Below are 22,110 nucleotides of genomic sequence, written 5' to 3' on the forward strand. Positions count from 1 at the left end.
TTTGCGGGTGCCTACCGGGGCGCCCCCTGCGGGGGTGGTGACCTTTCTTTTCACCGACGTGGAGGGTTCGACCCGTCGGTGGGAGGCAGACGCCGACGAGATGCGCGCGGCGCTGGCCGCCCACGATCAGGTGTTGCGTGAGGCGATCGAGGCGCATGCGGGCTGGTTGTTCAAGCACACCGGCGACGGGGTCTGCGCGGCGTTCGCCTCACCCGGGTCGGCGGTCGCCGCGGCGGTGGCCGCGCAACGTTCGTTGCGGTTGCCGGTGCGGATGGGAATCGCCACGGGCGAAGCCGAACTGCGCGACGGTGACTACTTCGGTGCGGTGCTCAATCGCGCGGCGCGGGTGATGGCCGCCGGGCACGGGGGCCAGATTCTGGTGGCCGAGTCGACGGCGGGGCTGCTCGGCGGGGTGGACCTCGTCAACCTCGGGCCGCGACGGCTGCGCGGCGTTCCGATGCCCGTCGGGCTGTTTCAAGTGCGCGCGCCGGGCCTTTCGACGGAGTTTCCCCCGTTGCGGGCGCTCGATACGACGCCGGGAAACCTGCGGCGCGCGACCACGCGGCTGATCGGGCGCGAGTCGGAGGTGGCCCAGATCGAGGCGGCGGTAAAGGCGCATCGGTTCGTGACGCTGACCGGCGTGGGTGGGGTCGGCAAGACCCGCCTGGCTGTGGAAGTCGCGGTGCTTTTGGCCGATGAGTTTCCGGACGGCGCTTGGCTTTTCGAGTTGGCAGCGGTGACCGATCCGGCGGCCGTGCCCGACGCGGTGGCGGCGGTGCTGGGCATCACCCAGCAGCCCGGTAAGACCGTCGGCGAGTCGGTGGCCGCCGCGCTGGAGGGCCGGGTCCGGCTGTTGGTGATCGACAATTGCGAGCACGTTCTCGGCGCCGCCGCCGACCTGATCGAGGCGATACTCGCGTACTCGGCGACGGTGCGGATCCTGGCCACCAGCCGCGAGGGGCTCGGAGTGCCCGACGAGCGCGTGTGGCCGGTGCGCTCGCTGGACGCCGCGGCGGGGGTCGACTCCGCGGCGGTGAGTCTGTTCGCCGAACGCGCCCACGGCATTGCGCCGGGCTTCTCGCTGGCCGACGCCGGCGAAGCCGCCGCGGTGACCGAGATTTGTCAGCGACTGGACGGGATTCCGCTGGCCATCGAACTGGCCGCGTCCCGGATGGCGTCGATGACCGCCGCTGAAATGCGTGATCGTCTCGACCACCGGTTCCGGCTGCTGGTCGGCGCGCGGCGCGGCCTGGAACGCCACCACACGCTGCGCCACGCGGTGGCCTGGTCCTACGACCTGCTGGATGGCACCGAAAAGGCCGTGCTGGAACGCGCCTCGGTCTTCGCCGGCGGGTTCGATCTCCAAAGCGCTTCTGCCGTAGCTGGATCGGGTGATTGCGACGAGTACGCCGTGCTCGACGTACTGGATGCGCTGGTGCGCAAGTCGCTGCTGCTCGCTGACAGGTCTTCGGGCCGGACCCGGTATTCGATGCTGGAGACGATCCGTCAGTTCGCCGAGGAACAACTCGTCACATCCGGTGCGGCAGAAGGGGTCCGGACGGCGCATTCCCACTACTTCGCCGGGCGCGAATCCGACATCATGGACCTGTGGGACGGCCCGCGCCAGCGCGAGGCCTACGACTGGCTCACCGGCGAGATGACAAACCTGCGCACCGCATTCCGCTGGGCCGCCGACCACGGCGATCTGGACACGGGCGCCGCGATCGCCGCGTATGCCGGACTCCTTGGCCCCTTTCTGGAGTACTACGAGCCGACAACGTGGGCCGAAGAACTGATAGAACCCCTCCGCGCCGCCGAACATCCTCGGCTCGCCGCCGTATGCGTGGGAGCGTCGCTGTGCGTGCTCCTCGGGCGCTTCGCAGAGGCGGTGCGCTACAGCGAGATCGGGCAGAGAGTTATCGCCGCCGCCGGCGATAAGGTGTCGTACTTCGGTGAGCCCTGGCTCGGCAGTGCGTATTTGTTCGTCGGTCGGCCCGACCGGTATGCCGAGATGTGCCGCGCCCAGCTGGCGCGCAGCGGCGGCACCAATACATTCGCCAGGGCGAATCTCGTGTTCGCCTTAGCCGTCGCGGGCTCGATCGACGACGCGATGGTGACCGCCGAGGGGCTCATCGAAGCCTCCGAGGCGACCGGCAATCCGTGGGTGCTTGCCTACGCACTTTTCGCGTGTGGGTTTGCGTACCGCTACGGCGATCCAGGCCGCGCGCTCGCGGCGTTGCGCCGCGGCGTGCTCGTCGCGCGGGACAGCGGCAACCGGTTCTTCGAGGCGCAACTGGCGTACTGGCAGTCCGGACTGGAGGCCGAGTTCGGAGACCGGTCGGCGGCGTTGGACGGCCTGGCCGTGGCCATCCGCAAGGACCACGAGTCGGGCAATATCGGCATGTTGCATAACCCGCTGGCTATCCTGGCCGTCGTCCTGGTGCGCCTTGGCCGCTACGAACCGGCGGCCACCATCGCGGGTTTCGCCGCGGTCAATCCGATGGCCGCCGCAACCCAGCCCGAACTCGGCACAGCAGTTGCCCGCCTCCGCGAGGTCCTTGGCGACCAGACCTACGAATCGCTCGCCCGCAAGGGACAGGCGATGACCATCGCCGCCATCGCGACCTATGCTTACGAGCAAATCGGCCTGGCCCGAAAGGAACTGAACGCCGTCCCGGAATAGATCGCCCCTATCCGGCGGGCCAGCGATAGGCGCCGAACACCGGCGCGACCACCACCCCCGGCGGCGACTGCCGGACGTAGGGAATGGCGCGCACCGCCGTCATCGCCACCGCGAGTTGGCCGCCGGCGCCACCGTCGGGTTCGTCGCCGATCCGTAGGTCGACGCGCAGCGGCGGGACCCCGTCGACGATCACCCGGACCAGGAACTGGTCGTCGAGCGCGTCACCGACGGACCAGAATTCCTCGGCGACCAACACCGGCCGGCCGCCGTGATAACCGCTCCACGACAGCGTCTGCGCGACCACCGTCCCCGCCGGGATGACACCGCACGCGACCTCGACATCGGCTGTGCCCATAGTGGTTTCGATGTTCGAGCGGATCTCGTCGAGCCGCAGCCCGAGGACGTCCGCGGCGGCGCCGAGCGCCTGCTCGTATTGCAGGGACACGGCCCGAAACATCGGCGAATCGGTGGTGATCTCTTCGGGCCTCTTGCCCATGCCCATGAGATCGACCAGCATCCGGCGCTCCGAGATCGCCGAGCAGTCGACGAACTCCTGCACGGTGATCCGGTCGACGCGCTGCGACAGCGCCGTGAGCCCCACCGCGAGGCGCTCGAACATGAACCCCGGGTGCTCGCCCGCGGCGTGAAACCGGGAGCCGCCGCGCTCGCACGCCTCGGCGATGCGCCGACGGGTGTCGCGATCGTAGGTGGGCAGGTGGTTGTACGACGTCGTCGTGATCACGTCCTTGCCGGACTCCAGCAGCGCCACGATGTCGTCGGTGTTGGTGTTGTCGGCCCCGGCCTTGCTGGCGGCGTGCAGCACGACGTCCGCGTCCAGCGCGAACATCGCCGCCTTGTCGTTGCAGGCGAGGACGCCGGTCGGAGGCCGGTCGACCAGGACGCCGGCGTCGACCCCGACCTTGGCCGGGTCGTACGCGAACACGCCGGCGAGCTCGAACGACGGGTTGTCGATGACCTCGCGTAGCTGCGCGGCGCCGACCGGCCCGGTGGCCCATTGGATGACGCGAACGGGTTTCATTGCGCCCCAACAGGATCGACGAGGCCCTCGATGGTCCCGTGCATGACGGTGCCGCTGGCGTCCGGCAGCACCCGGCGGGCCACCAGGAACTCGCTGCCCATCCAGCCGCGCCGGATGAACTTGCCGAAGCCGATGCGCGTGCCCGGTGCTCCCGTCGCCGCCGGCATCATCTTGATCTTTTCCAGCGCGTCCTTGACGCCGGCGCCGGTCAGCGGCCGCGCGGTGGCCAGGGCCGTCATCATCACGCGCCCGACATCGCAGCAGTAGAGCGGAAAGTAGTACGCCGGGCGGCGCCCGTGACGCGCCTCGAATCGGTCGAGGAATTCCTGGCCGACCGGGTTGCGTTCGTCGTACTGATCCAGCCCGACCCAACCGGCCAGCTGCTCGCGCCACCACTGGCTGAGCGCCGCGAACTCGAAGGCGGTGGTCGTGTATCGCGGTGGCATCCAGCCGATTTCGGTCAGCGCGTCGTTCATTCCGGGAATGCCCAGCCCGAACCCGACGTGCAGTATCGCATCGGGCTGACGAACGGCCAGCTCCGCCATGGCCTTTCGCTTGTCGGCCTGCACCTGCGGGATCGCCACCTCCGCCGTGATGGTCAGCCCCGCGGCCTTGCACGCCACCCGCGCCGTGCGCAGGTACTCGTCGCCGATCAGTGACGACTCGAACGCGATACCCGCCGTCTGGCGGCCGTCCAGCCTCGCGACGGTCGCCATGATGATGGGCTCCTCTTCCATCGAGCCCGCGGGCAATCCGAACGACCATTCGCCCAGGATGTTCTCGGAGGCGCCCATCGTGATGATCGGCACCTCGGCGAGGTCTTCGACATGGCGCCGCAACGCGACGGCGTTCTCGGACACCCACGGGCCGAAGATCACCTGCACGTCGTGCTCTACCAGTTCGAAGAACGCGTCGCGCACCGCGCGGAAGGAGCCGTTCGGCAGGCCCTGCACCGCGCGCACGACAAATTCGACCGGCCGCTCCAGCGCGCCGCGCGCCACGTAGTCGTCGGCGACCAATTGCAAAGCGGGAAGGATGTTCTCGTCGAAGCCGCCGTCCCCGTCGACGTAGTCGAACAGCAGCCCGATGCGGGCGGGCTCGATGGTGCTCATAGCGATCAGCGTCCCCGGGCCAGGGTGAAGCGCTGCATCATCAGGTCCAGCAGCTCGGGGGTCAGCATGCCCCCGGCGTACTCGACCCAGCACCAGCTTCGGGCCGCTGTCCCGGACGAACCGCCGGTCAGGCGCCCGAAGTAATGCAACGGGCTGCCGGCGGTGTCGAAGGCGAACGAGTACGAATCGGTGCCGATCGACGCGTCGAGGGCGACCAGCTTGCCGTCGCCGTCGAAGCTCGGCCGGGCCACGATGTCGTCGTGCACGGTGGTGACGCCGTCCTTGAGCTGGTAGCCCGGCCCGAAGGCCACGTCGTCGCGGCCCTGCCAGAAGCTGCCGCCGCCAAGGGATCCGTCGCCGTACTCGTGCAACCAGGACACCCACATGCCCTGCAGGTGACGCGCGATCGGCAGCTCGGTGTACGCCATCCCCGGCGGTCCGTAGGCGAAATCCTGATGCGCATATCCCGACACCTCGATGCCGGCGACCACCCCGGTCGCATACATCAGCTCGTGGCGGTAGTAGACCTCGTGGTCGACGCCGTCCTGGGCCGGGACGTGGGTCACCACGACGTCGCTGACCGTCCGGGCGTGCAGTTGCCAGCGCTCGCTCGCGTCATACCAGTGCAAGCCATCCGCGCCGCGTTCGAGGCGGCCGCTGGAGTAATTGGTCTGCAGCCGATCGCCGCTGTCGGTGTACTCCATCGGCTCGAACCAGTCGATCGAGGCGTACTCGTCGAACAGATGCGGCGCGTCGGGATCGAGGCCTTTGCGCAGGGCCCGGAACCCGCAGATGGGCGAGACGACGTGGGTCATGCCGACCAGGAAGTCGTCGGTCCCCCGCAGCCCCCAGTAGTCCTGACCGGACGCGTCCGAGAGGACCGCTCCCAGCCAGATGCCGGCCAGGCCCACGCCGTCGCCGGGCGCCCAACTCCGCCGGTAGTGATCCAGCGACGGCGTCTCGCGCGTTACCTCGAAGTCAACTCGATCCAGCACCCGATCAACCTATCGCGTGATGGTTGATTAAGCACCTAGTTACCGGGCTCCGCAGGTCGGCGACCGGAAAACGCAACCTGCGCGGCGCATGTTGCTACCATCGCTGGGTGGCCAGGCGAGGTGGGACCGACGAAGACCGGCGCGCCCGCGGGGACCGGACGCGCCGCGACCTCATCGCCGCCGGGCGTGCCCTGTTCGTCGACCCGGGATTTTTCCAGGCGTCCATCGGCGACCTGGTGACGCGGTCCGGTGTGGGCACCCGAGGGGCGTTCTACCACCACTTCGAGAACAAGGCGGAGCTGTTCCACGCGGTGTTCCAGGAGGTCGAACGGGACCTGATGCTGCGATCGCTGGCCCATCCCCCGCCCGGCCACAACGCGTGGGAGCGCCTGGTCAGCGGGCTGCGTGGATTCCTCGACGCCGCCGCCGAACCCGAGGTGCAGCGGATCATCCTCGTCGACGGCCCGGTGATTCTGGGCTGGCAGACCCTGCGCGCCATCCAGGAGGCCGGCAGCATGGCCGCGATCGAGGTGCTCGTCCATCGCGCGATCGCCGAGGGTTCCATCGAGCCTCAGCCGGTGCGCGAGTTCACCCACATGCTGGTGGCGGCGCTGGAAGAGGCGGCGCTGTTGGTCGCGCACTCGCCGAATCCCGACACGGCGCGCATGCAGGCGGCCGAGGTGCTGGATCGGCTCCTGCACGCGCTGACAACGAGCCTGCCCGCCGGCCGGTGAGTCCCGCGCGACGGCACCCCGCCGCGTTGCGTCATTTAGGTGGGCGAACTATAGTCTGGACACATGTCCAGTTTGCTGTCACGGGGTTCGGGAGTCCGTTGATCGCGATGGATTCGGGGGCGGCCGTCCGCGCTCATTCTCCGGCGGATAAGAGTTAAGTATGCGAATTGCCCTGCTGTCCTACCGCAGTAAGACCCATTGCGGCGGACAGGGCGTCTACGTGCGCCATCTCAGCCACGGTCTGGTGGAACTCGGTCACGACGTCGAAGTGTTTTCCGGCCAGCCCTATCCGGAGCTGCTCGACCCGCGGGTGCGGCTGACCAAGGTGCCCAGCCTCGACCTCTACCGCGAGCCCGACCCGTTCCGGGTGCCGCGGCCCGGCGAGATCCGCGACTCGATCGATCTGCTGGAACTGCTCACCGTCTGGACCGCGGGCTTTCCCGAACCACGAACGTTCACCATGCGCGTCGCGCGGCTGCTGGCCGAGCGGCCCGGGGACTTCGACGTCGTGCACGACAACCAGAGCCTGGGCACCGGACTGCTCGCGATCGCCGGCGCGGGGCTGCCGGTGGTGGCGACCGTGCACCACCCCATCACCCGCGACCGGGTGCTCGACGTCGCCGCCGCGCGGTGGTGGCGAAAGCCGTTGGTGCATCGCTGGTATGGCTTTTCCAAGATGCAGGAAGAGGTGGCACGCCAGATCCCCGACCTGCTGACGGTGTCGTCGTCGTCGGCCGCGGACATTGTCGCCGACTTCGGTGTCGCGCGGGATCAGCTGCACGTGGTGCCGCTGGGGGTGAACACCGAGCTGTTCCAGCCGGGAACGCAACCTCGCCATCCCGGCCGGATCATCGCGATCGCCAGCGCCGACACCCCGCTGAAGGGCGTTCGCACCCTGCTGCAGGCCGTCGCCAGGCTGCGCACGCGCCGCGACGTCGAGCTGCGACTGGTCGCCAAGGTCGAGCCGCACGGTCCCACCCATAAGCTCATCGCCGAACTGGGCATCTCCGACATCGTCCACATCACCAGCGGTCTTTCCGATTCCGAGCTGGCCGCGCTGTTCGCCTCGGCCGAGGTCGCCTGCATTCCCTCGCTCTACGAAGGGTTTTCGCTGCCCGCGGTGGAGGCCATGTCCAGCGGCACGCCCATCGTGGCCAGCCGGGTCGGCGCGCTGCCCGAGGTGCTGGGGACCGACGGCGCCTGCGCCGAGCTGGTGCCGCCCGCCGACGTCGACGCGCTCACCGGCGCGCTCGGCGAGCTGCTCGACTCCCCCGAAAAGCGGCGCACCATGGGCAAGGCCGGCCGCGAGCGCGCCGTCAACGTGTTCAGCTGGGAAGCCGTCGCCGCCCAGACCGTCGGCGTCTACGAGCGGGCGATCGCGCGATGCTGACCGTGGACTTCGACCGGCTCGGCATCGGGCCGGCCATCAAGGTCATCGACGTCGGCTGTGGGGCCGGACGGCACGCGTTCGAAGCCTACCGTCGCGGCGCCGACGTCGTCGCCTTCGACCGCGACGAAGCCGAATTGCGTTCCGTCGACACCATTTTGCGGGCGATGGCCGAGACCGGCGAGGCGCCGGCGGCGGCGTCGGCGGAGGTGGTCGTCGGCGACGCGCTGAACCTGCCGTATGCCGACGAGACGTTCGACTGCGTCATCGCATCCGAGATCCTCGAACACATTCCCGCCGACGACGCCGCCATCGCCGAACTGGTGCGGGTCCTCAAAGTCGGTGGCACGCTGGCGGTCAGCGTCCCACGCTGGCTGCCCGAACGGGTGTGCTGGGCGCTGTCCGACGAATACCACGCCAACGAGGGTGGCCACGTGCGCATCTACCGGGCTAGCAACCTGCGCGACAAGATCCGCAGTGGCACAATGGAATTGATGCACACCCATCACGCGCACGCGCTGCACTCGCCGTTCTGGTGGCTGAAATGCGCGGTGGGCGTCTCCAAGCCGGATCATCCCGCGGTGGCCGCCTACCACAAGCTCCTGGTGTGGGACCTCATGCAGCGGCCGAAGGTGACGCGGCTCGCGGAGTCCCTGCTCGACCCGCTCGTGGGCAAGAGCGTCGTCATGTATTTCACCAAGTCGCACGCGACCGAAAGTGAAGCCGCTCCGGGGTATTCCGTTGCGTCGGGTTAGCGCGCCGGCCGTCCCGGGCGTTCTCACCCCCGGTCAGTGCCGCCAGACCGCGCTGTCGATAGCCGCCGAGCAGGAGTCCTCGGGCGCCATCCCCTGGTTCGCCGGTGGTCACACCGATCCCTGGGATCACATCGAATGCGCGATGGCGCTCACCGCGGCCGGGCTGCTGGAGTCGGCGCGCGCGGCGTTCGAGTGGAGCCGCCGCACGCAGCGGACCGACGGTTCCTGGGCCATCCAAACCCGCGCCGGCGTCGTCGAGGACGCCAACAGCGACAGCAACTTCTGCGCCTACATCGCCACCGGCGTGTGGCACCACGCGCTGATCACCGGCGACGAGTCGTTCGCGGCGACGATGTGGCCGGTGGTCCACAAGGCGATCGACTTTGTCATCGACCTGCAGTTCGGCTACGGCGAGATCGCCTGGGCCCGAAGCGAAGCCGGGCCCCAGCAGGAAGCGCTGCTGACCGGGTGCGCCAGCGTGTTCCACAGTATCCGCTGCGCGCTGGCGCTGGCCGCGCTCGTCGACGACCCGCAGCCGGAATGGGAACTGGCGCTCGGCAGGCTGGGCCACGCGATCGCTGCGCATCCGGAGGCGTTCACCGAAAAGGACCGCTACTCGATGGACTGGTACTACCCCATCCTCGGCGGTGCCCTGCGCGGGCCGGCGGCCGCCGAGCGGATCAATCAGCGCTGGAACGACTTCGTCGTCGACGGTCTGGGCATCCGCTGCGTCGGCGACCGGCCCTGGGTCACCGGCGCCGAGACGTGCGAGCTGGTGATGGCACTCGACGCCATCGGCCACCGGTCGGCCGCGCACCGGCAGTTCGCCGCGATGCAGCACCTGCGCGAAGAGGACGGATCCTATTGGACCGGCCTGGTATTCGCCGACGGGAAGCGCTGGCCCGAGGAGCGCACCACGTGGACCGGCGCGGCGATGATCCTGGCGGCCGACGCGCTGTCGGACACCACCGCGGGCGGCGGGATCTTCCGCGGCGACGCGCTACCGATGGGCCTGCAGACCGACTTCGACTGCGAATGCGTGGCTACGGGCCGCTGATCCGTTCCAGCACCCGCAGCGACCCGATCGCCGAAACCTCTTCGAACTGACCGGAATCCATCGCACGCCGGTAGATGTGGTACGGCGGGCGCCCCCCGTCCTTCGGATCGGGGAACACGTCGTGGATGAGCAGCGCACCGCCGACCTCCACCCACTTCGCCCAGCCCTCGAAGTCCTCGTTCGCGGCCTGCTCGGAGTGGCCGCCGTCGATGAACAAGAATCGCAGCGGCGATCCCCAGCCCCGAGCCACGACCGGCGAGCGGCCGACGACGGCGACGACGTGGTCGTCGAGCCCTGCGGCGTCGAGCGTGCGACGGAAGGACGGCAGCGTGTCGAACAGGCCGGTGACCTCGTCGACCAGCGACGCGTCGTGGTACTCCCAGCCGGCCTGGTGCTCTTCGGAGCCGTGGTGGTGGTCGACGGTGTAGAGCACGCCGCCGGTTTGTTGCGCCGCCGCGCCGAGCAACAGGGTGGATTTGCCGCAGTAGGTGCCGATCTCGACGCCGACGCCGCCGCCGAGGTAGCGCAGCGCGGCGTCATACAGCGCGCGGCCCTCGTCGGGCGGCATGAAACCCTGCACCTGCTCGGCCATCGCGAACAGGCGCTCGGGCGAACTGACATCGGCGCGGCTCATCAGCCGAACCTATCAGGCGCGCACTCCCGTTCGGGCCGGCGAGCGGCGCGGGCGCAATCGCTCTAACATCGTGCTGTGCGCGCATTACCTATCCTCGTCACGGCCGGGCTGTCGGTCGCCGCTGCGGTGCTTCCCCTCGGGGCGCCGGCAACCGCGCCGAAGGCCGTCGCCGCCGGCTGTTCCCCCGTGCAGGTCGTGTTCGCCCGCGGCCGCAAGGAATCACCCGGCCCGGGGGTACTGGGCAACGCGTTCATCAGCGCCCTCCGATCCAAGGTGTCGAGGAACGTCAGCAGCTATGCCGTGCAGTACCCCGCCGACACCGAAGTCGCCCAGGGCGCCAACGACATGAGCCGCCACATCCAGGACGTGGTCAACAGCTGTCCCGACACCCGACTGGTGCTGGGCGGCTACTCGCTGGGCGCGGCGGTCACCGACGTGGTGCTCGCGGCGCCCGTCTCCGCCTTCGGCTTCGACAGCCCGCTACCGCCGGGCACCGATCAGCACATCGCCGCCGTCGCGCTGTTCGGCAACGGAAGCGCGTGGGCGGGCCCGATCACGAGGTTCAGCCCGATCTACGACGACCGGACCATCGAGCTGTGCCACGGCGCCGACCCCATCTGCAACCCGGCCGACCCGAACACCTGGAAAGAGAACTGGCCGCAGCACCTCGCAGGCGCGTACATCGACGCGGGCATGGCCAACCAGGCCGCCGACTTCGTCGCGGGCAAGCTCTAGCATCCGATTCGTTCGCGAGACTGTAACTGTCGACGCATCGCCCGAGAAGGGGTGTCGGCACTTACAGCCTCGCGGGGGGCTAACGCAAATTCGTTGGGTTCAGATCCTCGGGCATCTGCTGGCCGGCGTCCTCGTAGGCCTTCTTGATCGCGGCCATCGCCGGCGCGCCGAAGTCGCGCTTCTTGGCCACCACCGTGTCGTAGCTGGCCCGCAGCGGATCCAGGTGGCCGCGGAACTCGGGAATCACGTAGCGGCCCATCAATTCGTAGCTGCGCAGCGTCGCCGCGCGGTCGGCCCAATCGCCGGCCAGCACCAAGAACCCGCCGAATCCGCCTGTGGCGCTCTGCAATCGGTGCAATGCCTCGATCATGTCGTCGGGCGTGCCCACGATCGCGGCGTCCTCCGCGATCTCCTGCTCCAGCGTGTAGTCGTTCTTCAGTCCCGCGACGCGCTTGAAGTAACCGATGCGCTCGGCCTCCCGCCCGTCCCGGACCTCGGCCATGGCCTGCTCGCGCGTGTCGGCCAGGTGGGCCCGGATGACCAGGCGCCATTCCTCGCGCCGCAGCTGCTTGCCGCTCTCCGCGGCGGCCTTCTCCCCCAACGCCCAGTGCGCCGCGAGATCCTTCTTGCCACCGATCAGGCCCGCCCCGAGCGACAGCACGCCGACCCCGTGGGTGCCCGCGGCCGTCATGCCCGACGGCGACGTGCTCGAGGCGACCGCGATCGGCATCGAGCCGTTGACCGGAAGTAGTTGCAGCCGGGCCTCTTCCAGCGTGAACCAGTCGCTGTGATGGGTGACGGTCTCGCCGGCCAGCAGCCGGATGATGACGCCCAGCGCCTCGTTCATGCGCGGCCGCTGGGTCACCGGGTCGATGCCCATCATCGTCGCGTCCGAGATCAGCGCGCCGGGGCCCACGCCGAGCATCGCGCGGCCGCGGGTGAGGTAGTCCAGCTGCACGAACTGGTCGGCCACCATCATCGGGTGGTGGTACGGCAGGCTGACCACCCCGGAGCCGAGCCGGATCCGCGTGGTCCGCTGCCCGGCCACGGCCAGGAACATCGCGGGATCGGCGATGTTCTCCCAAGCCGCCGAATGATGTTCGCCCACCCAGGCCTCGTCGAACCCCCACCTGTCGCACCACTCGATCAGCTCGAGATCGCGTTCGTAGGTGGTCAGCGGGCTCTCCCGCACAGGGTGATACGGCGCGATGAAAGTCCCGAACCTCAACATGCCATCCTGCTCCTATGCTCTACGTCAACGTTCACGTTGAAGAAAGGACGCGCGCCATGCTCGACCCGGCCGCCTACCGCACCGTCGACGTCGCGGTGCATTCCGAGACCGGCGTCGCGGTGTTGACCCTGAACCGGCCCGACAAGGCCAATGCCGTTGACGACGTGATGCATTCGGAGCTCTCGACCGTGTTCGCCGCGGCCCAGGACGACGCCCGCGTGCGCGCGGTGGTGCTGACCGGCGCGGGCCGGGCCTTCTCCGCCGGGGGCGACGAATCCGCCACCCGCCGGTACGCGACGACGACCGGGCGCACCCCGATCGAGGAGGCGCGCCACATCTTTGACGACATCGTCGGGCTGACCAAGCCCCTGGTGGCCGCCGTCAACGGACACGCGATCGGGCTGGGCGCGGTGCTGGCCACCCTGGCCGACGTCTCGTACATGGCCGAGGCGGCCAAGCTCGGCGACCTGCACGTGCATGCGGCGTTGCCGGCCGGCAACGGGGCCGCGGTGATCTGGCCGCTGCTGGTCGGGCTCAACCGGGCCAAGCACCTGCTGATGACCGGCGAAATCCTCACCGCCGCAGAGGCGGAACGCTTCGGGCTGATCACCCGCGTCGTCGCGGCGCCCGACGTGCTGCCCTCGGCCATGGCGATGGCCGAGCGCTTGGCCGCGCTGGCCCCGCAGGCCGTGCAGGGCACGAAGGCGGCGATCAACCGGCTGCTGGCGCTGGCGTCCGGCGCCGTGCTGCCGTTGTCGCTCGCGCTGGAGGCCGCGGCCATGGAACACGCCGACTTCCGCGCCGCGATGGCGAAGCTGGGCCGCGAGTGAGCGGGACTGACCGGGCATCAACTCCGAACGCTACGACGCCCTTCCGACTTTTGTCAACGTCAACGTTCATGTTGATAAACTGGCAATTCGCAGGTCGCCGGGTCGATCGCGTATTTTGGCAAACCGACGGGTGCACGAGGGAGGCCGACGATTCCAGCCACACGCCAACAGCGCGGCGAACCGAGCGACAACGCACGCCGCCGCCAGGAACGGCGTAACGCCGATCGCCGCGCCTCCGGCGAGCGGTGGCAGACCATCCTGAAGGGCGCCGCGGAGGTCTTTCGCCGCGAGGGCTACGCCCGGGCCCGGCTCGAGGACGTCGCCGTCGAGGTGGGTATCAACCGCGCCTCGCTCTACTACTACGTGGGGACGAAGGAGGAGCTGCTGGTCGCGCTGATCGAGGAGCCGGCCTACGCGATGACCCGCCACTGCCGTGCGGCGCTCGACGCCGACGCGCCGGCCGACGAGAAGCTGCGCCGCGCGCTGCAGGCGTACATCGAAGACCTCGCCACCTACCCCGAGGTCTTCCTGCTGTTCAACGAAAGCCAGCACATCGCGGCCATCCCCGAGGCGGCCGACATCGTCGCCAACGCCGACGCGTACGGCAAGACGCTGCTGGCGATCGTCGAGGAGGGCGTGGCGTCGGGTGTCTTTCGCAAGGACCTCGACCCGCGGCTGGTGATGCTCGGCGTGCTGGGCATGCACAACTGGATTCACCGCTGGTATGTCCCCGGCGGGCGCAACACGCTCAACGAGATCGGCGACGCGTTCGCGGCGATGGTGCTGACCGGCCTTCGTCCCTGAATACGCCCGGACTGTACGCAATCTGGGGGTCAAGTTTGGATTGAACTGCGTTGACGCGCCGCCCGGGGCTGGGATTGAATGCAATCATGCCACGCTTGACGCCAATCCCCCGCGCTGAGGTCACCGACGACTTCACGCTGAAGATGTACGACTTCATGTTCGGCGACCGCGATCCGGTGGCCGAACCGGGCACCGTCGGCGGGACCCCCGGCAACTGGTGGACGGTGATGGCCCAATCCCCCGCCGCCCTGCGCCACGCCGTGCGCGGGTTCCGCCTCTACCGCGAGGAGGTCTCGATCCGGCCCGATCACCGCGAGCTGGGCCAGATCCGGGCCGGCTGGGTGGTGGGCAGCCAATTCGTGTTCTCCCAGCACTGCAAGGCCTGCCGGTCGGCGGGATTGTCCGAGGAGAAGATCGCCGCGATCCCGTCCTGGCAGACCGCCGACTGCTTCGACCACACCGAGCGGCTGCTGCTGGCCTACGCGGATTGCCTTGCGGGCCAACACGGCCGGGTGCCCGAGCGGCTGTTCGACCAGATGCGCGAGGTGTTCACCGACACCGAGATCCTCGAATTCACCTACACCACAACGATGTACGTGATGCATGCGATCATGTCGCGGGCGCTGCGGCTGGAATTCGACGACGCCGACGATCCGGTCGTGGAGGTCGAGGACCCCGACGGCGGCGGCGTGCTGGACATCGGCGCGGCGACGTCGGGGCGGGACTGAGGTGACCGAGATGGACGGCCGGTCACAGCTGGCCTACCGGCTCATCCGGCGCGCCATCGCCGAGGGCGACTTCGAGCCGGGTTCGCGGCTGGTCGAGCAGCGCATCGGCGAGATGTTCGACCTGTCCCGCACGCCGGTGCGGGAAGCGTTGCGCGCCTTGGCGGCCGACGGCCTGGTCGTCATCGAACGCAACCGCGGCGCCATCGTCGCGACGATGTCGGAGACCGACATCCGCGACCAGTACGAACTGCGGGCGCGGCTCGAATCGCTGGCGGCCGAACGCGCCGCGGTCCGGATGGGCGCCGAGGGCATCGCGGCGCTGGACGCGGCGATCGCCGACTTCGACGCCGGGATCGAGCTCGCGTCGGGCGGTTCAGCCGACGCGGGCCTGCGCCGAATCACGGCTGCCAACAGCGCCTTTCACCGGGCCATCGTCGAGGGGGCGCAACACCGGAGGCTCTCGGCGCTGCTGGAGCACGCCGTCGACATCCCGCTGGTGTACCAGGTCTTTCGGCATCAGACCCGCGCCGAAAGCGAGCGGTCGAACCTGTTCCACCGCATGGTGCGCGACGCCATCGCGGCCCGCGAGCCCGAGCGCGCCGGCGCGCTGATGGCCGAGCACATTCTGCAGGGCCGCGACTCACTGCTGGCCCTGCAATCGCGGCGCGAAACCGAGACGCACGCTTCGTGAGGGAGCGGTTCCGCCTCGACGGCCGCGTCGCGGTGGTCACCGGGGCGACGTCGCAGCTGGGCCTGGCGATCGCCCGCGCGCTCGGGGCCGCCGGAGCGCGAATCGCGCTGGCGGGCCGCCGCGTCGACGAGGCCGAGGCGCGGTGCGCCGCGTTGCGCGCCGACGGCATCGACGCGGCGGCTTTTCAGCTCGACGTCGCCGATTCCGAATCCTGCACGGCCGCGGTGGGTGCGGTCGTGGACCGGTTCGGCCGGGTGGACGTCCTGGTGAACAACGCCGGGGTGGGCACCGCCGCGCCCGCGACCCGGGAGGATCCCGAGCAGTTCCGGCGCACCGTCGAGGTGAACCTGATGGGCGCCTACTGGATGAGCCAGGCGTGCGGTCGGGTCATGCCGCCGGGCTCGGCGATCGTGATGATCAGCAGCATTTTGGGGCTGACCACGACGGGGCTGCCGCAGGCGGGCTACGTGTCGAGCAAGGCCGGGCTGCTGGGCCTCACCCGGGACCTGGCCCGGCAGTGGACCGGCCGCAAGGGAATTCGGGTCAACGCCGTGGCACCCGGATTCCTGTCGACCGGCCTGACCGAACACACGCCGGACGGCTTCAACGACGACTTCGTCGCCACCCGGGTGCCCGCCGCACGGCTGGGCGAGCCCGACGAGGTGGCCGCCGCCGTGCTGTTTCTGGCCAGCCCGGCCGCGTCATTCGTCAGCGGCGCGGTGCTGCCCGTCGACGGCGGCGCGCTGCTCACCTGACATCCGGGCCAACAGCAACCCGCGCAGGTGCTCCAGCACCGCGGGGTCGATCAACTCCGGCTCGTAGAGCAGTTCCGGCGGGAAATACAAGACGATCTCGTCGATGCCGGCCCGTCGCCAGCCCGCCACCCAGTCGTCGAACGCCGCCACCGACGACCAGATCGGGTCGGGGGTGGTGGCCGGGCTGCCCGCCAGGATCTGCCGGCGGATGCCGTTCGGGTCACGGCCCAACTCCGCGCAGAACTCGTCGAGCAGCGCCGAGCGCTTCGTGGTGAGCTCCAGCAGCCGCCGCGACGACAGCCCCCAGCCGCCGAAGGAACTCCAGATGTCGCCGAATCGGGCGGCCAGCCGCAGGCTCGAAACGTCGTGGGCGGCAACGCACAGCGGCGGCCGGGGCCGCTGGATCGGCGGCGGGCGCAGCCGGATGCCGTCAGCGCGATAGTGTCGCCCGGCGTAGTGGACGGGCTCGGCGCGCAGCAGCGCGTCGATCAGCTCGACCGCCTCGGCGAACCGTTCGGCGCGCTCCTGTTGCGGCCATGGCTCGGCGCCCACGAGCGCGTGGTCGGTGGGCGCATACCCGGCGCCGATGCCCAGCTGCAGCCGCCCGCCCGACATGTTCTCCAGCGTGATCGCCTGGCGCGCCAGCAGCACCGGATGCCGCAGGATGACGTTGGACACCAACGGACCCAACAGAATGCGTCGCGTGCAGCTGGCCAGGCCGGCCAGCGTGGTGAAGGCCTCCAGCCAATTCGACCTCGGCGCTTGCGGATTGGCGCCGTGGTCGTCGATCCACAGGCTGCGGAAGCCCAACTCCTCGGCGCGCTCGCAGCGGTCCACCAGCGTCGGCCACGCCGCGTTGGGAAACAGCAGGACGCCGAAGTCGGTCACTGACGGGCGTGCAGCGCTTCGGCTTGCTCTTGTTCGGCCGCGCGGCGGCGCGCGTCGCGCTCGTCGAGGAACTGCTGCGTCGCGCCGACGATCGCGTTGGTGATGTTGCCCATCAGCGTCTCGCGGTGGAAGATCGTCCAGTCCCGGCTGCGCTCCAGCGGTTCGAGCGAATCCTGGAACACCGGGGTGACGTACCGGCTGATCAGCTCGTAGGAGCGCAGCGTGGCCTCCCGGTTGGCCCACTCGTGCGCCATCAGCAGATAAGTGCCGAAACCCCCGGACTGCTTCTCCAGCCGGCGCAATTGGTCGATCGCCATGTCCGGGGTGCCGATCACGCCGACGCCCGTCTCGTTGACGGCCGCCACGATGTCCTCGCCCGGATCGAAGTCGCCCAAAATCGGTATAGCGCCGACGTTTTGGAAATAGTCGACCCATTGCGCCAGCCCGATCTCGACGTCCCGGCGCGCCTGCTCCTCGGATTCGGCGATGTGCATCGGTCCGCACATGCGCCAGCCCTGGCGGCTGACGGTGGTGCCGTGCGCGGCCGCGGTCTCGGTCGCGGTGCGCCAGTTGCGCGCCAGCGCGTCGAACGCCTTCTGTTGCGTCGCGGCGATGGACAACAGCCCGATCCCGAACCTGCCCGCCGCCACCGGCCCGGACGGCGACGCCGTCACCGCCACGCTCACCTCGATGCCGGGCCTGCTGTACGGCCGCAACTGCAGGCGGGCGTCGCGCAACGTGAACCAGTCGGTCTCGCGGTTGACGGGCGCCTCGTCGCGCCACAGCTCGAGCACCGCGTCCAGCGACTCGAGCATCCTGTCGCGCAGGCGAGTGGTTTCGATGCCCATCATGTACGCGTCGCCCGGAAGGGCGCCCGGCCCGACACCCACGATCAGCCGGCCCCTGGTCAGGTGGTCGAGTTGCACCATGCGGTCGGCGAACATGAACGGGTGGTAGTACGGCAGCGAGACCACGCCGGTGCCCAGCCGGATCCGCTTGGTGCGCGCGGCGGCCGTCGCGATCATCAGGTCCGGCGCGCCACTGATTTCCGTTCCGCCGGAATGGTGTTCGCCGAACCACGCTTCCTCGTAGCCGAGGTCCTCGGCGGCCTCGACGAGTTGCAGGTCACGCTCGAACGCGAGCGTCGGATTCTCCCCGACCATGTGGTAGGGAGCGATGAACACTCCAAAGCGCATGAGTTGAATCTACGTCTACGTTCACGTTCAACGCAAGGCCGGGGCTTACAGGCCGCGAGAGTGCAGCTGCCGACGCGTTTGCCCAGGAAGCGGTGTCGGTAGTGGCACTCTCGCGGTCAGAGGTGGGCGGCCCGCCGCGCCAGCCGCTTGGCCCGCTCCAGGTCGTAGTGCTTGCGCGTCACCAGCCGCTGGGCGAACAACCCACCGCCGGATTGCACGTTGGTCACCAGATGCCAGCCGCCGTAGGCGTCGGCGGTGGCGTCGCGGATGGCGTGGAAGAGCTTGGCGCGGGTGTCACCCGACACCTCGGGCGCCCCGGTCAGGTACTTGCGCAGCTGTGGGCCGATGTCGGGGTTGTCCAGGTCGGCCATCGACGGTGTGGTGATCACGCCGCCACCGGCGATGTCGTGCAGGTGCCGCACCATGAGGTTGAAATTTGCCGCGCCGAGGTATTTGGTGGCGTTGGTGTAGAGGTCGTCGGGATAGTAGTAACCCTCGGGCGTGGTGTGCGCGTTGCCGATCGCGGCGTCCATGCCGGCCCGCAGGATGGTGGCATGGATCATCATCTCGTCGATCTTTTCCCGGACGTGTGAAACCCGCGCCGTCCCATTGGCTTCCGCGATCAGCTGCGCCAGGCCCACCATCTCGTCGGCCTGCTCCACCATGACCGCGGTGCCGCCGAGGCGCTCCCACAGGCCCAGCGAGTGCGCGAAGATCCCGGCCTGCGCCGCGACCCCGTCGAGGAACACGTGCTGCTCGGGCACGAACACGTCGTCGAAGATGACGAACCCGTCGGGCATGCTGCGCCCGGAGCTCACCGGGTAGTCGCGATCGTCCCCGCCGCGGGCCTGCACGGTCCGGCTGACGACGTGCACGCCCGGCGCGTTGACCGGCACCGCACACGCGAGCGCGTAGTCCTCCTCCCCCGGCTTCATCGACTTGGTCGGCATCACCAGCAGGTGATGGGCGAACGGCGCGGCGCTGATGTGCAGCTTGGCGCCGCGGATCACCACGCCGCCGTCGCGGCGCTCGACCACGCGCACGTACTGGTCGGCATCCTCCTGCGCGGCCGGCGCCTTAGACCGGTCGCCCTTGGAGTCGGTGATGCACTCGGCGATGCGGATGTCGTCCCGACGCGCCTGTGCCACATAGGTATTGATGCGCCCGACGAACTCGGGGTGCGCGTCGCCCAGCCGCGCGGCGGCCACCACCAGCGTCATCAGCGACTGGTAGGTGACGTTGAGCAGCAGGTCCATGGTGGTCAGGATCGGCGCCCGGTCGCGCAGCTCGGCGACGCTGCGCGGCGCCTCCACGAGCGGGTTCACAGCGTCGGCGTCGGGCCGGTAGTACTCGTCGTAGCCCGCGGCGACCGCGTTGAGGGCCGGGGCGAGCAACGGGTCGGTGTCCAGGTCGACCACCAGCTTGCCGTCCTGGTAGATCCGCCGCCCGTCGCGGAGCGACTCCTTGTACTGTTCGCCGGTCAGCATCGGTGTTGCGCTCCTCGCTTATCGACTGGTCCGCTGATTAAACGGCTTATCACGGTCGGGGTCGGCCTCGCGGGGCAGCCCGAGCACACGTTCGGCGATGATGTTGCGCTGGATCTCCGACGTGCCGCCGGCGATGCAGTACTTTTTCATCTCCAGGAAAGACCTTGCGCCGGCGGGCATTTCGGCGTCCACCGGCCAGCCGAGCGTCAAATCGGGCCGCAGGTCGACGCGGATGCGGCCGGCGCGCTCGTGCAGGTCGGCGCTGACCAGCTTGCGGACGGAGTCGATGGCGCCCGGATCCCGGCCCGGGGTGACGCTGGCGCGAAAGCCGGAGGCCTGCAGGGCGCGCTCGTCAACGAGCATGTGCTGCAATCGGTTTCGCATGTCCGGGTCGTGCCACGCCCCGCCGGCCACCGCCTCGGCGATCAACTGATCGGCCACCCCCTGACCGACCACCGGCGGCCCGGTCAGGCTGTTGCGTTCCTGCATCAACGTGCTGATACCGACCTTCCAGCCGGCGTTCAACGGTCCCAGGCGCGCGGAGTCGGGTACCACGACGTCGGTCAGGAAGACCTCGTTGAATTCGGCGTCGCCGGTCATCTGGCGCAGCGGGCGCACCTCGACCCCCGGCGTGCGCATGTCCAGCAGGAAATAGGTTATCCCCGCGTGTTTGGGCAGCGTCGGGTCGGTGCGGGCCATCAGCAACCCGAAGTCGGCGGTGTCGGCGAACGAGCTCCACACCTTTTGCCCGTTGACCAGCCAGCGGTCGCCGTCGATCCGCACCGCCGCGGTGGACAGCGACGCCAGATCGGACCCAGCGCCGGGCTCACTGAACAGCTGGCACCACCGGTGCTCACCGCGCGCCAGCGGCCGCAGGTGGGCCTCGCGCTGCGCGTCGGTGCCCCACTGCAGGATCGTCGGGCCGGCGAGCCACACGCCGACGAAGTCTTCCTCGGGCCGGTCGAGGCCGCGGCGGCGCAGTTCCTCGACGACGGCGCCGCCCTCGTCGCGGCCCAGCCCGCGACCGCCGTGTTCGGCCGGCCAGGTCGGCGTCGCCCAGCCGGCGTCCCCGAGCCTGCGATACCAATCGCGGCGCGCCGGCGAGTACTTCTCGCCGGCGGCGGGCGGGTTGTCGTCGGCCTGGACGTCGGGGGTGAGATTGCCGGCCAGCCACGCGCGCAGCTCCTCGACCGCCGGGGGCACGGAGGCGGCTTCGGGAGTGAACGTGGTTTGGTTCTCGGCCACCCAGGCGCCGAGCCGGTTGCGGTGGGCCGACGGGTGATCGATCAGGTACTGGTCGGCCTTGGCGCGGCGCAGGTACAGGTGCGCGACGTGCTCCCACGTGTAGCCGATGCCGCCGTGCAACTGGATCATCTCGGCAGCGTTGTGCAGCGCGGTGTCCCCGCACGCGGCCGCCGCCACGGCCGCGGCGAACTCCGCGTCGGGCGCGCCCGCCTCCAGCTGCCGGATCGCATACCAGGCGCTGCCGGCCGCCAACTCGGCGCGCACGGCGGCGTCGGCCAGCCGATGCTTGAGCGCCTGGAACGCGCCGATCTGGCGGCCGAACTGCCTGCGGTCCAACAGATATTGGCGGGTGAGCGCAACGCACCGCTCGGCCAGCGCCGCCTGTTCGGCGGCCAGCAGCGCGGTCGCGCGCAGGCGCACCGCGGCCAGGACGGGCCCCGCGGTGCCCGGGACGCCGACGAGCCGGGCCGGCGCACCGGATAGGCGGAGGTTGGCCAGCGGCCGCGTCGCGTCCAGAGTGGACAGTCGCTCCCGGTGCAGTCCGTCGGTCACGGCGAAAAGCGTTGTGTCGTAGTCGGTTTCGGCGGCGATGAGGACGACGTCGGCGTCGGCCCCGTCGGGGACGTGGTGGAATTCGCCGCTGACGGCCCAGCCCTGCCCGTCGCGTTCGGCGCGGCCGGTGCCGTCGGCCAGGGTGGCGGTCCGCTCGCCGGAGACCAGACCGGGCAAGAGCTCGGCACAGGCGGAGACGTCGCCGGAGGCCACCAGCGCCGCGGCCGCCAGGCAGGCCGTGGCGAAATACGGCACCGGCGCCAGCTCGCGCGCGAGTTCCTCGCAGACGATGGCCTGTTCGGTCAGGCCGGCCCCGACGCCGCCGTACTGCTCGGGCACGGCGATGCCGAGCAGGCCGGTGTCGGCCAGCGCCGCCCAGCCCGCGCGCGGGTCCCGCGCCCCGGACAAGGGCAGGTGTCTGGCCACCACCCGGCGCGCCACGTCGCGCAGTTCGTCGAGCTCGGACGCGCGCGAGTGTGCCTCGAGGGAGACAGCCATTTTGTATACATTAAGGCCGCTTTGACAGGTGTCAACCCCCGCTTTGTGACCGGTTGTATGCAATCCCAGCGGAG

The 22,110-nt window shown here is 69.7% G+C and carries 20 protein-coding genes; 11 read left to right on the forward strand and 9 right to left on the reverse strand.

Annotated features, from left to right (window positions below):
• The first annotated feature begins 7 nt into the window (after window positions 1-7).
• Window positions 8-2,683, forward strand: a complete 2,676-nt coding sequence (locus AC5Y43_RS07210) for an ATP-binding protein (protein ID WP_499970795.1) — start codon at window positions 8-10, stop codon at window positions 2,681-2,683.
• Window positions 2,684-2,690: 7 nt separating this feature from the next.
• On the opposite strand, the gene AC5Y43_RS07215 is transcribed toward AC5Y43_RS07210, so the two are convergent.
• From AC5Y43_RS07215 to AC5Y43_RS07225, 3 genes are read right to left on the reverse strand one after another with little or no spacing between them, the layout of a single operon-like run.
• Window positions 2,691-3,722: an NAD(P)H-dependent amine dehydrogenase family protein gene (locus AC5Y43_RS07215; RefSeq protein ID WP_499970796.1), complete on the reverse strand. Its 1,032-nt coding sequence runs from the start codon at window positions 3,720-3,722 to the stop codon at window positions 2,691-2,693.
• Entirely contained in the window at window positions 3,719-4,834 is a 1,116-nt protein-coding gene (locus tag AC5Y43_RS07220) for an ABC transporter substrate-binding protein (RefSeq protein ID WP_499970799.1), read from the reverse strand. Before AC5Y43_RS07220 ends, AC5Y43_RS07215 begins: the two co-directional genes overlap by 4 nt.
• A gap of 5 nt (window positions 4,835-4,839) precedes the next feature.
• A complete protein-coding gene (locus tag AC5Y43_RS07225) occupies window positions 4,840-5,829 on the reverse strand; it encodes a hypothetical protein (RefSeq protein ID WP_499970801.1) in 990 nt (329 codons plus the stop codon).
• 107 nt (window positions 5,830-5,936) lie between these two features.
• On the opposite strand from AC5Y43_RS07225, the gene AC5Y43_RS07230 reads away from it, so the two are divergent.
• The 4 genes from AC5Y43_RS07230 (at window position 5,937) to mmpH (ending at window position 9,762) form a co-directional block, all read left to right on the forward strand.
• Entirely contained in the window at window positions 5,937-6,563 is a 627-nt protein-coding gene (locus AC5Y43_RS07230; protein ID WP_499970803.1) for a TetR/AcrR family transcriptional regulator, read from the forward strand.
• A gap of 160 nt (window positions 6,564-6,723) precedes the next feature.
• A complete protein-coding gene (gene manT / locus AC5Y43_RS07235; protein WP_499970805.1) occupies window positions 6,724-7,953 on the forward strand; it encodes an MMP alpha-(1->4)-mannosyltransferase in 1,230 nt (409 codons plus the stop codon).
• The gene (locus AC5Y43_RS07240) at window positions 7,947-8,705 is read left to right on the forward strand and encodes a class I SAM-dependent methyltransferase (RefSeq protein WP_499970807.1); all 759 of its coding nucleotides are present in this window, start codon (window positions 7,947-7,949) and stop codon (window positions 8,703-8,705) included. The genes manT and AC5Y43_RS07240 overlap by 7 nt, the downstream gene beginning before the upstream one ends.
• Window positions 8,692-9,762 carry an MMP endo-(1,4)-3-O-methyl-alpha-D-mannosidase gene (gene mmpH, locus AC5Y43_RS07245; RefSeq protein ID WP_499970809.1) on the forward strand — a complete coding sequence of 357 codons (1,071 nt, stop codon included), beginning with the start codon at window positions 8,692-8,694 and terminating at the stop codon, window positions 9,760-9,762. The genes AC5Y43_RS07240 and mmpH overlap by 14 nt, the downstream gene beginning before the upstream one ends.
• On the opposite strand, the gene AC5Y43_RS07250 is transcribed toward mmpH, so the two are convergent.
• A complete protein-coding gene (locus tag AC5Y43_RS07250; protein ID WP_499970811.1) occupies window positions 9,749-10,396 on the reverse strand; it encodes a class I SAM-dependent methyltransferase in 648 nt (215 codons plus the stop codon). The genes mmpH and AC5Y43_RS07250 overlap by 14 nt on opposite strands.
• 75 nt (window positions 10,397-10,471) lie before the next feature.
• Here AC5Y43_RS07250 and AC5Y43_RS07255 point away from each other — a divergent pair, with 75 nt between their 5' ends.
• The gene (locus AC5Y43_RS07255) at window positions 10,472-11,131 is read left to right on the forward strand and encodes a cutinase family protein (RefSeq protein WP_499970814.1); all 660 of its coding nucleotides are present in this window, start codon (window positions 10,472-10,474) and stop codon (window positions 11,129-11,131) included.
• Between the two features lie 79 nt (window positions 11,132-11,210).
• On the opposite strand, the gene AC5Y43_RS07260 is transcribed toward AC5Y43_RS07255, so the two are convergent.
• Window positions 11,211-12,362, reverse strand: coding sequence for an LLM class flavin-dependent oxidoreductase (locus AC5Y43_RS07260; protein ID WP_499970816.1), 1,152 nt, complete (start codon window positions 12,360-12,362; stop codon window positions 11,211-11,213).
• A gap of 56 nt (window positions 12,363-12,418) precedes the next feature.
• Between AC5Y43_RS07260 and AC5Y43_RS07265 the strand changes: the two genes are divergently transcribed.
• The 5 genes from AC5Y43_RS07265 to AC5Y43_RS07285 all read left to right on the forward strand — a co-directional run bounded on the left by AC5Y43_RS07265 (window position 12,419) and on the right by AC5Y43_RS07285 (window position 16,170).
• Complete coding sequence (locus AC5Y43_RS07265) at window positions 12,419-13,192, forward strand: enoyl-CoA hydratase/isomerase family protein (protein ID WP_499970819.1); 774 nt, start codon at window positions 12,419-12,421, stop codon at window positions 13,190-13,192.
• A 258-nt stretch (window positions 13,193-13,450) separates the two neighbouring features.
• Complete coding sequence (locus AC5Y43_RS07270) at window positions 13,451-13,996, forward strand: TetR/AcrR family transcriptional regulator (protein WP_499971531.1); 546 nt, start codon at window positions 13,451-13,453, stop codon at window positions 13,994-13,996.
• Window positions 13,997-14,082: 86 nt separating this feature from the next.
• On the forward strand, window positions 14,083-14,724 hold the full coding sequence (locus AC5Y43_RS07275) for a carboxymuconolactone decarboxylase family protein (protein ID WP_499970824.1): 642 nt from the start codon (window positions 14,083-14,085) through the stop codon (window positions 14,722-14,724).
• Window positions 14,725-14,734: 10 nt separating this feature from the next.
• A complete protein-coding gene (locus tag AC5Y43_RS07280) occupies window positions 14,735-15,415 on the forward strand; it encodes a GntR family transcriptional regulator (RefSeq protein WP_499970826.1) in 681 nt (226 codons plus the stop codon).
• Window positions 15,412-16,170: an SDR family NAD(P)-dependent oxidoreductase gene (locus AC5Y43_RS07285; protein WP_499970828.1), complete on the forward strand. Its 759-nt coding sequence runs from the start codon at window positions 15,412-15,414 to the stop codon at window positions 16,168-16,170. The genes AC5Y43_RS07280 and AC5Y43_RS07285 overlap by 4 nt, the downstream gene beginning before the upstream one ends.
• On the opposite strand, the gene AC5Y43_RS07290 is transcribed toward AC5Y43_RS07285, so the two are convergent.
• The 4 genes from AC5Y43_RS07290 to AC5Y43_RS07305 all read right to left on the reverse strand — a co-directional run bounded on the left by AC5Y43_RS07290 (window position 16,117) and on the right by AC5Y43_RS07305 (window position 22,036).
• The gene (locus AC5Y43_RS07290) at window positions 16,117-17,058 is read right to left on the reverse strand and encodes an LLM class flavin-dependent oxidoreductase (protein ID WP_499970830.1); all 942 of its coding nucleotides are present in this window, start codon (window positions 17,056-17,058) and stop codon (window positions 16,117-16,119) included. The genes AC5Y43_RS07285 and AC5Y43_RS07290 overlap by 54 nt on opposite strands.
• Window positions 17,055-18,254, reverse strand: coding sequence for an LLM class flavin-dependent oxidoreductase (locus tag AC5Y43_RS07295; RefSeq protein ID WP_499970832.1), 1,200 nt, complete (start codon window positions 18,252-18,254; stop codon window positions 17,055-17,057). Before AC5Y43_RS07295 ends, AC5Y43_RS07290 begins: the two co-directional genes overlap by 4 nt.
• A gap of 116 nt (window positions 18,255-18,370) precedes the next feature.
• Window positions 18,371-19,741: a 4-hydroxyphenylacetate 3-hydroxylase N-terminal domain-containing protein gene (locus AC5Y43_RS07300; RefSeq protein WP_499970834.1), complete on the reverse strand. Its 1,371-nt coding sequence runs from the start codon at window positions 19,739-19,741 to the stop codon at window positions 18,371-18,373.
• Window positions 19,742-19,759: 18 nt separating this feature from the next.
• Window positions 19,760-22,036 carry an acyl-CoA dehydrogenase family protein gene (locus tag AC5Y43_RS07305; protein ID WP_499970838.1) on the reverse strand — a complete coding sequence of 759 codons (2,277 nt, stop codon included), beginning with the start codon at window positions 22,034-22,036 and terminating at the stop codon, window positions 19,760-19,762.
• Window positions 22,037-22,110: the final 74 nt, after the last annotated feature.

It is taken from the genome of Mycobacterium sp. NGS57 (genome assembly GCF_059812405.1).

What these genes read in the sequence shown, in the direction of transcription:
- AC5Y43_RS07295 (WP_499970832.1), bottom strand. Translation starts at nt 18,254, where the DNA reads ATGCGCTTTGGAGTGTTCATCGCTCCCTACCACATGGTCGGGGAGAAT.
- AC5Y43_RS07300 (WP_499970834.1), bottom strand. Translation starts at nt 19,741, where the DNA reads ATGCTGACCGGCGAACAGTACAAGGAGTCGCTCCGCGACGGGCGGCGG.
- manT (WP_499970805.1), top strand. Translation starts at nt 6,724, where the DNA reads ATGCGAATTGCCCTGCTGTCCTACCGCAGTAAGACCCATTGCGGCGGA.
- AC5Y43_RS07260 (WP_499970816.1), bottom strand. Translation starts at nt 12,362, where the DNA reads ATGTTGAGGTTCGGGACTTTCATCGCGCCGTATCACCCTGTGCGGGAG.
- AC5Y43_RS07250 (WP_499970811.1), bottom strand. Translation starts at nt 10,396, where the DNA reads ATGAGCCGCGCCGATGTCAGTTCGCCCGAGCGCCTGTTCGCGATGGCC.
- AC5Y43_RS07275 (WP_499970824.1), top strand. Translation starts at nt 14,083, where the DNA reads ATGCCACGCTTGACGCCAATCCCCCGCGCTGAGGTCACCGACGACTTC.
- AC5Y43_RS07305 (WP_499970838.1), bottom strand. Translation starts at nt 22,036, where the DNA reads ATGGCTGTCTCCCTCGAGGCACACTCGCGCGCGTCCGAGCTCGACGAA.
- AC5Y43_RS07220 (WP_499970799.1), bottom strand. Translation starts at nt 4,834, where the DNA reads ATGAGCACCATCGAGCCCGCCCGCATCGGGCTGCTGTTCGACTACGTC.
- AC5Y43_RS07240 (WP_499970807.1), top strand. Translation starts at nt 7,947, where the DNA reads ATGCTGACCGTGGACTTCGACCGGCTCGGCATCGGGCCGGCCATCAAG.
- AC5Y43_RS07215 (WP_499970796.1), bottom strand. Translation starts at nt 3,722, where the DNA reads ATGAAACCCGTTCGCGTCATCCAATGGGCCACCGGGCCGGTCGGCGCC.
- AC5Y43_RS07265 (WP_499970819.1), top strand. Translation starts at nt 12,419, where the DNA reads ATGCTCGACCCGGCCGCCTACCGCACCGTCGACGTCGCGGTGCATTCC.
- AC5Y43_RS07280 (WP_499970826.1), top strand. Translation starts at nt 14,735, where the DNA reads ATGGACGGCCGGTCACAGCTGGCCTACCGGCTCATCCGGCGCGCCATC.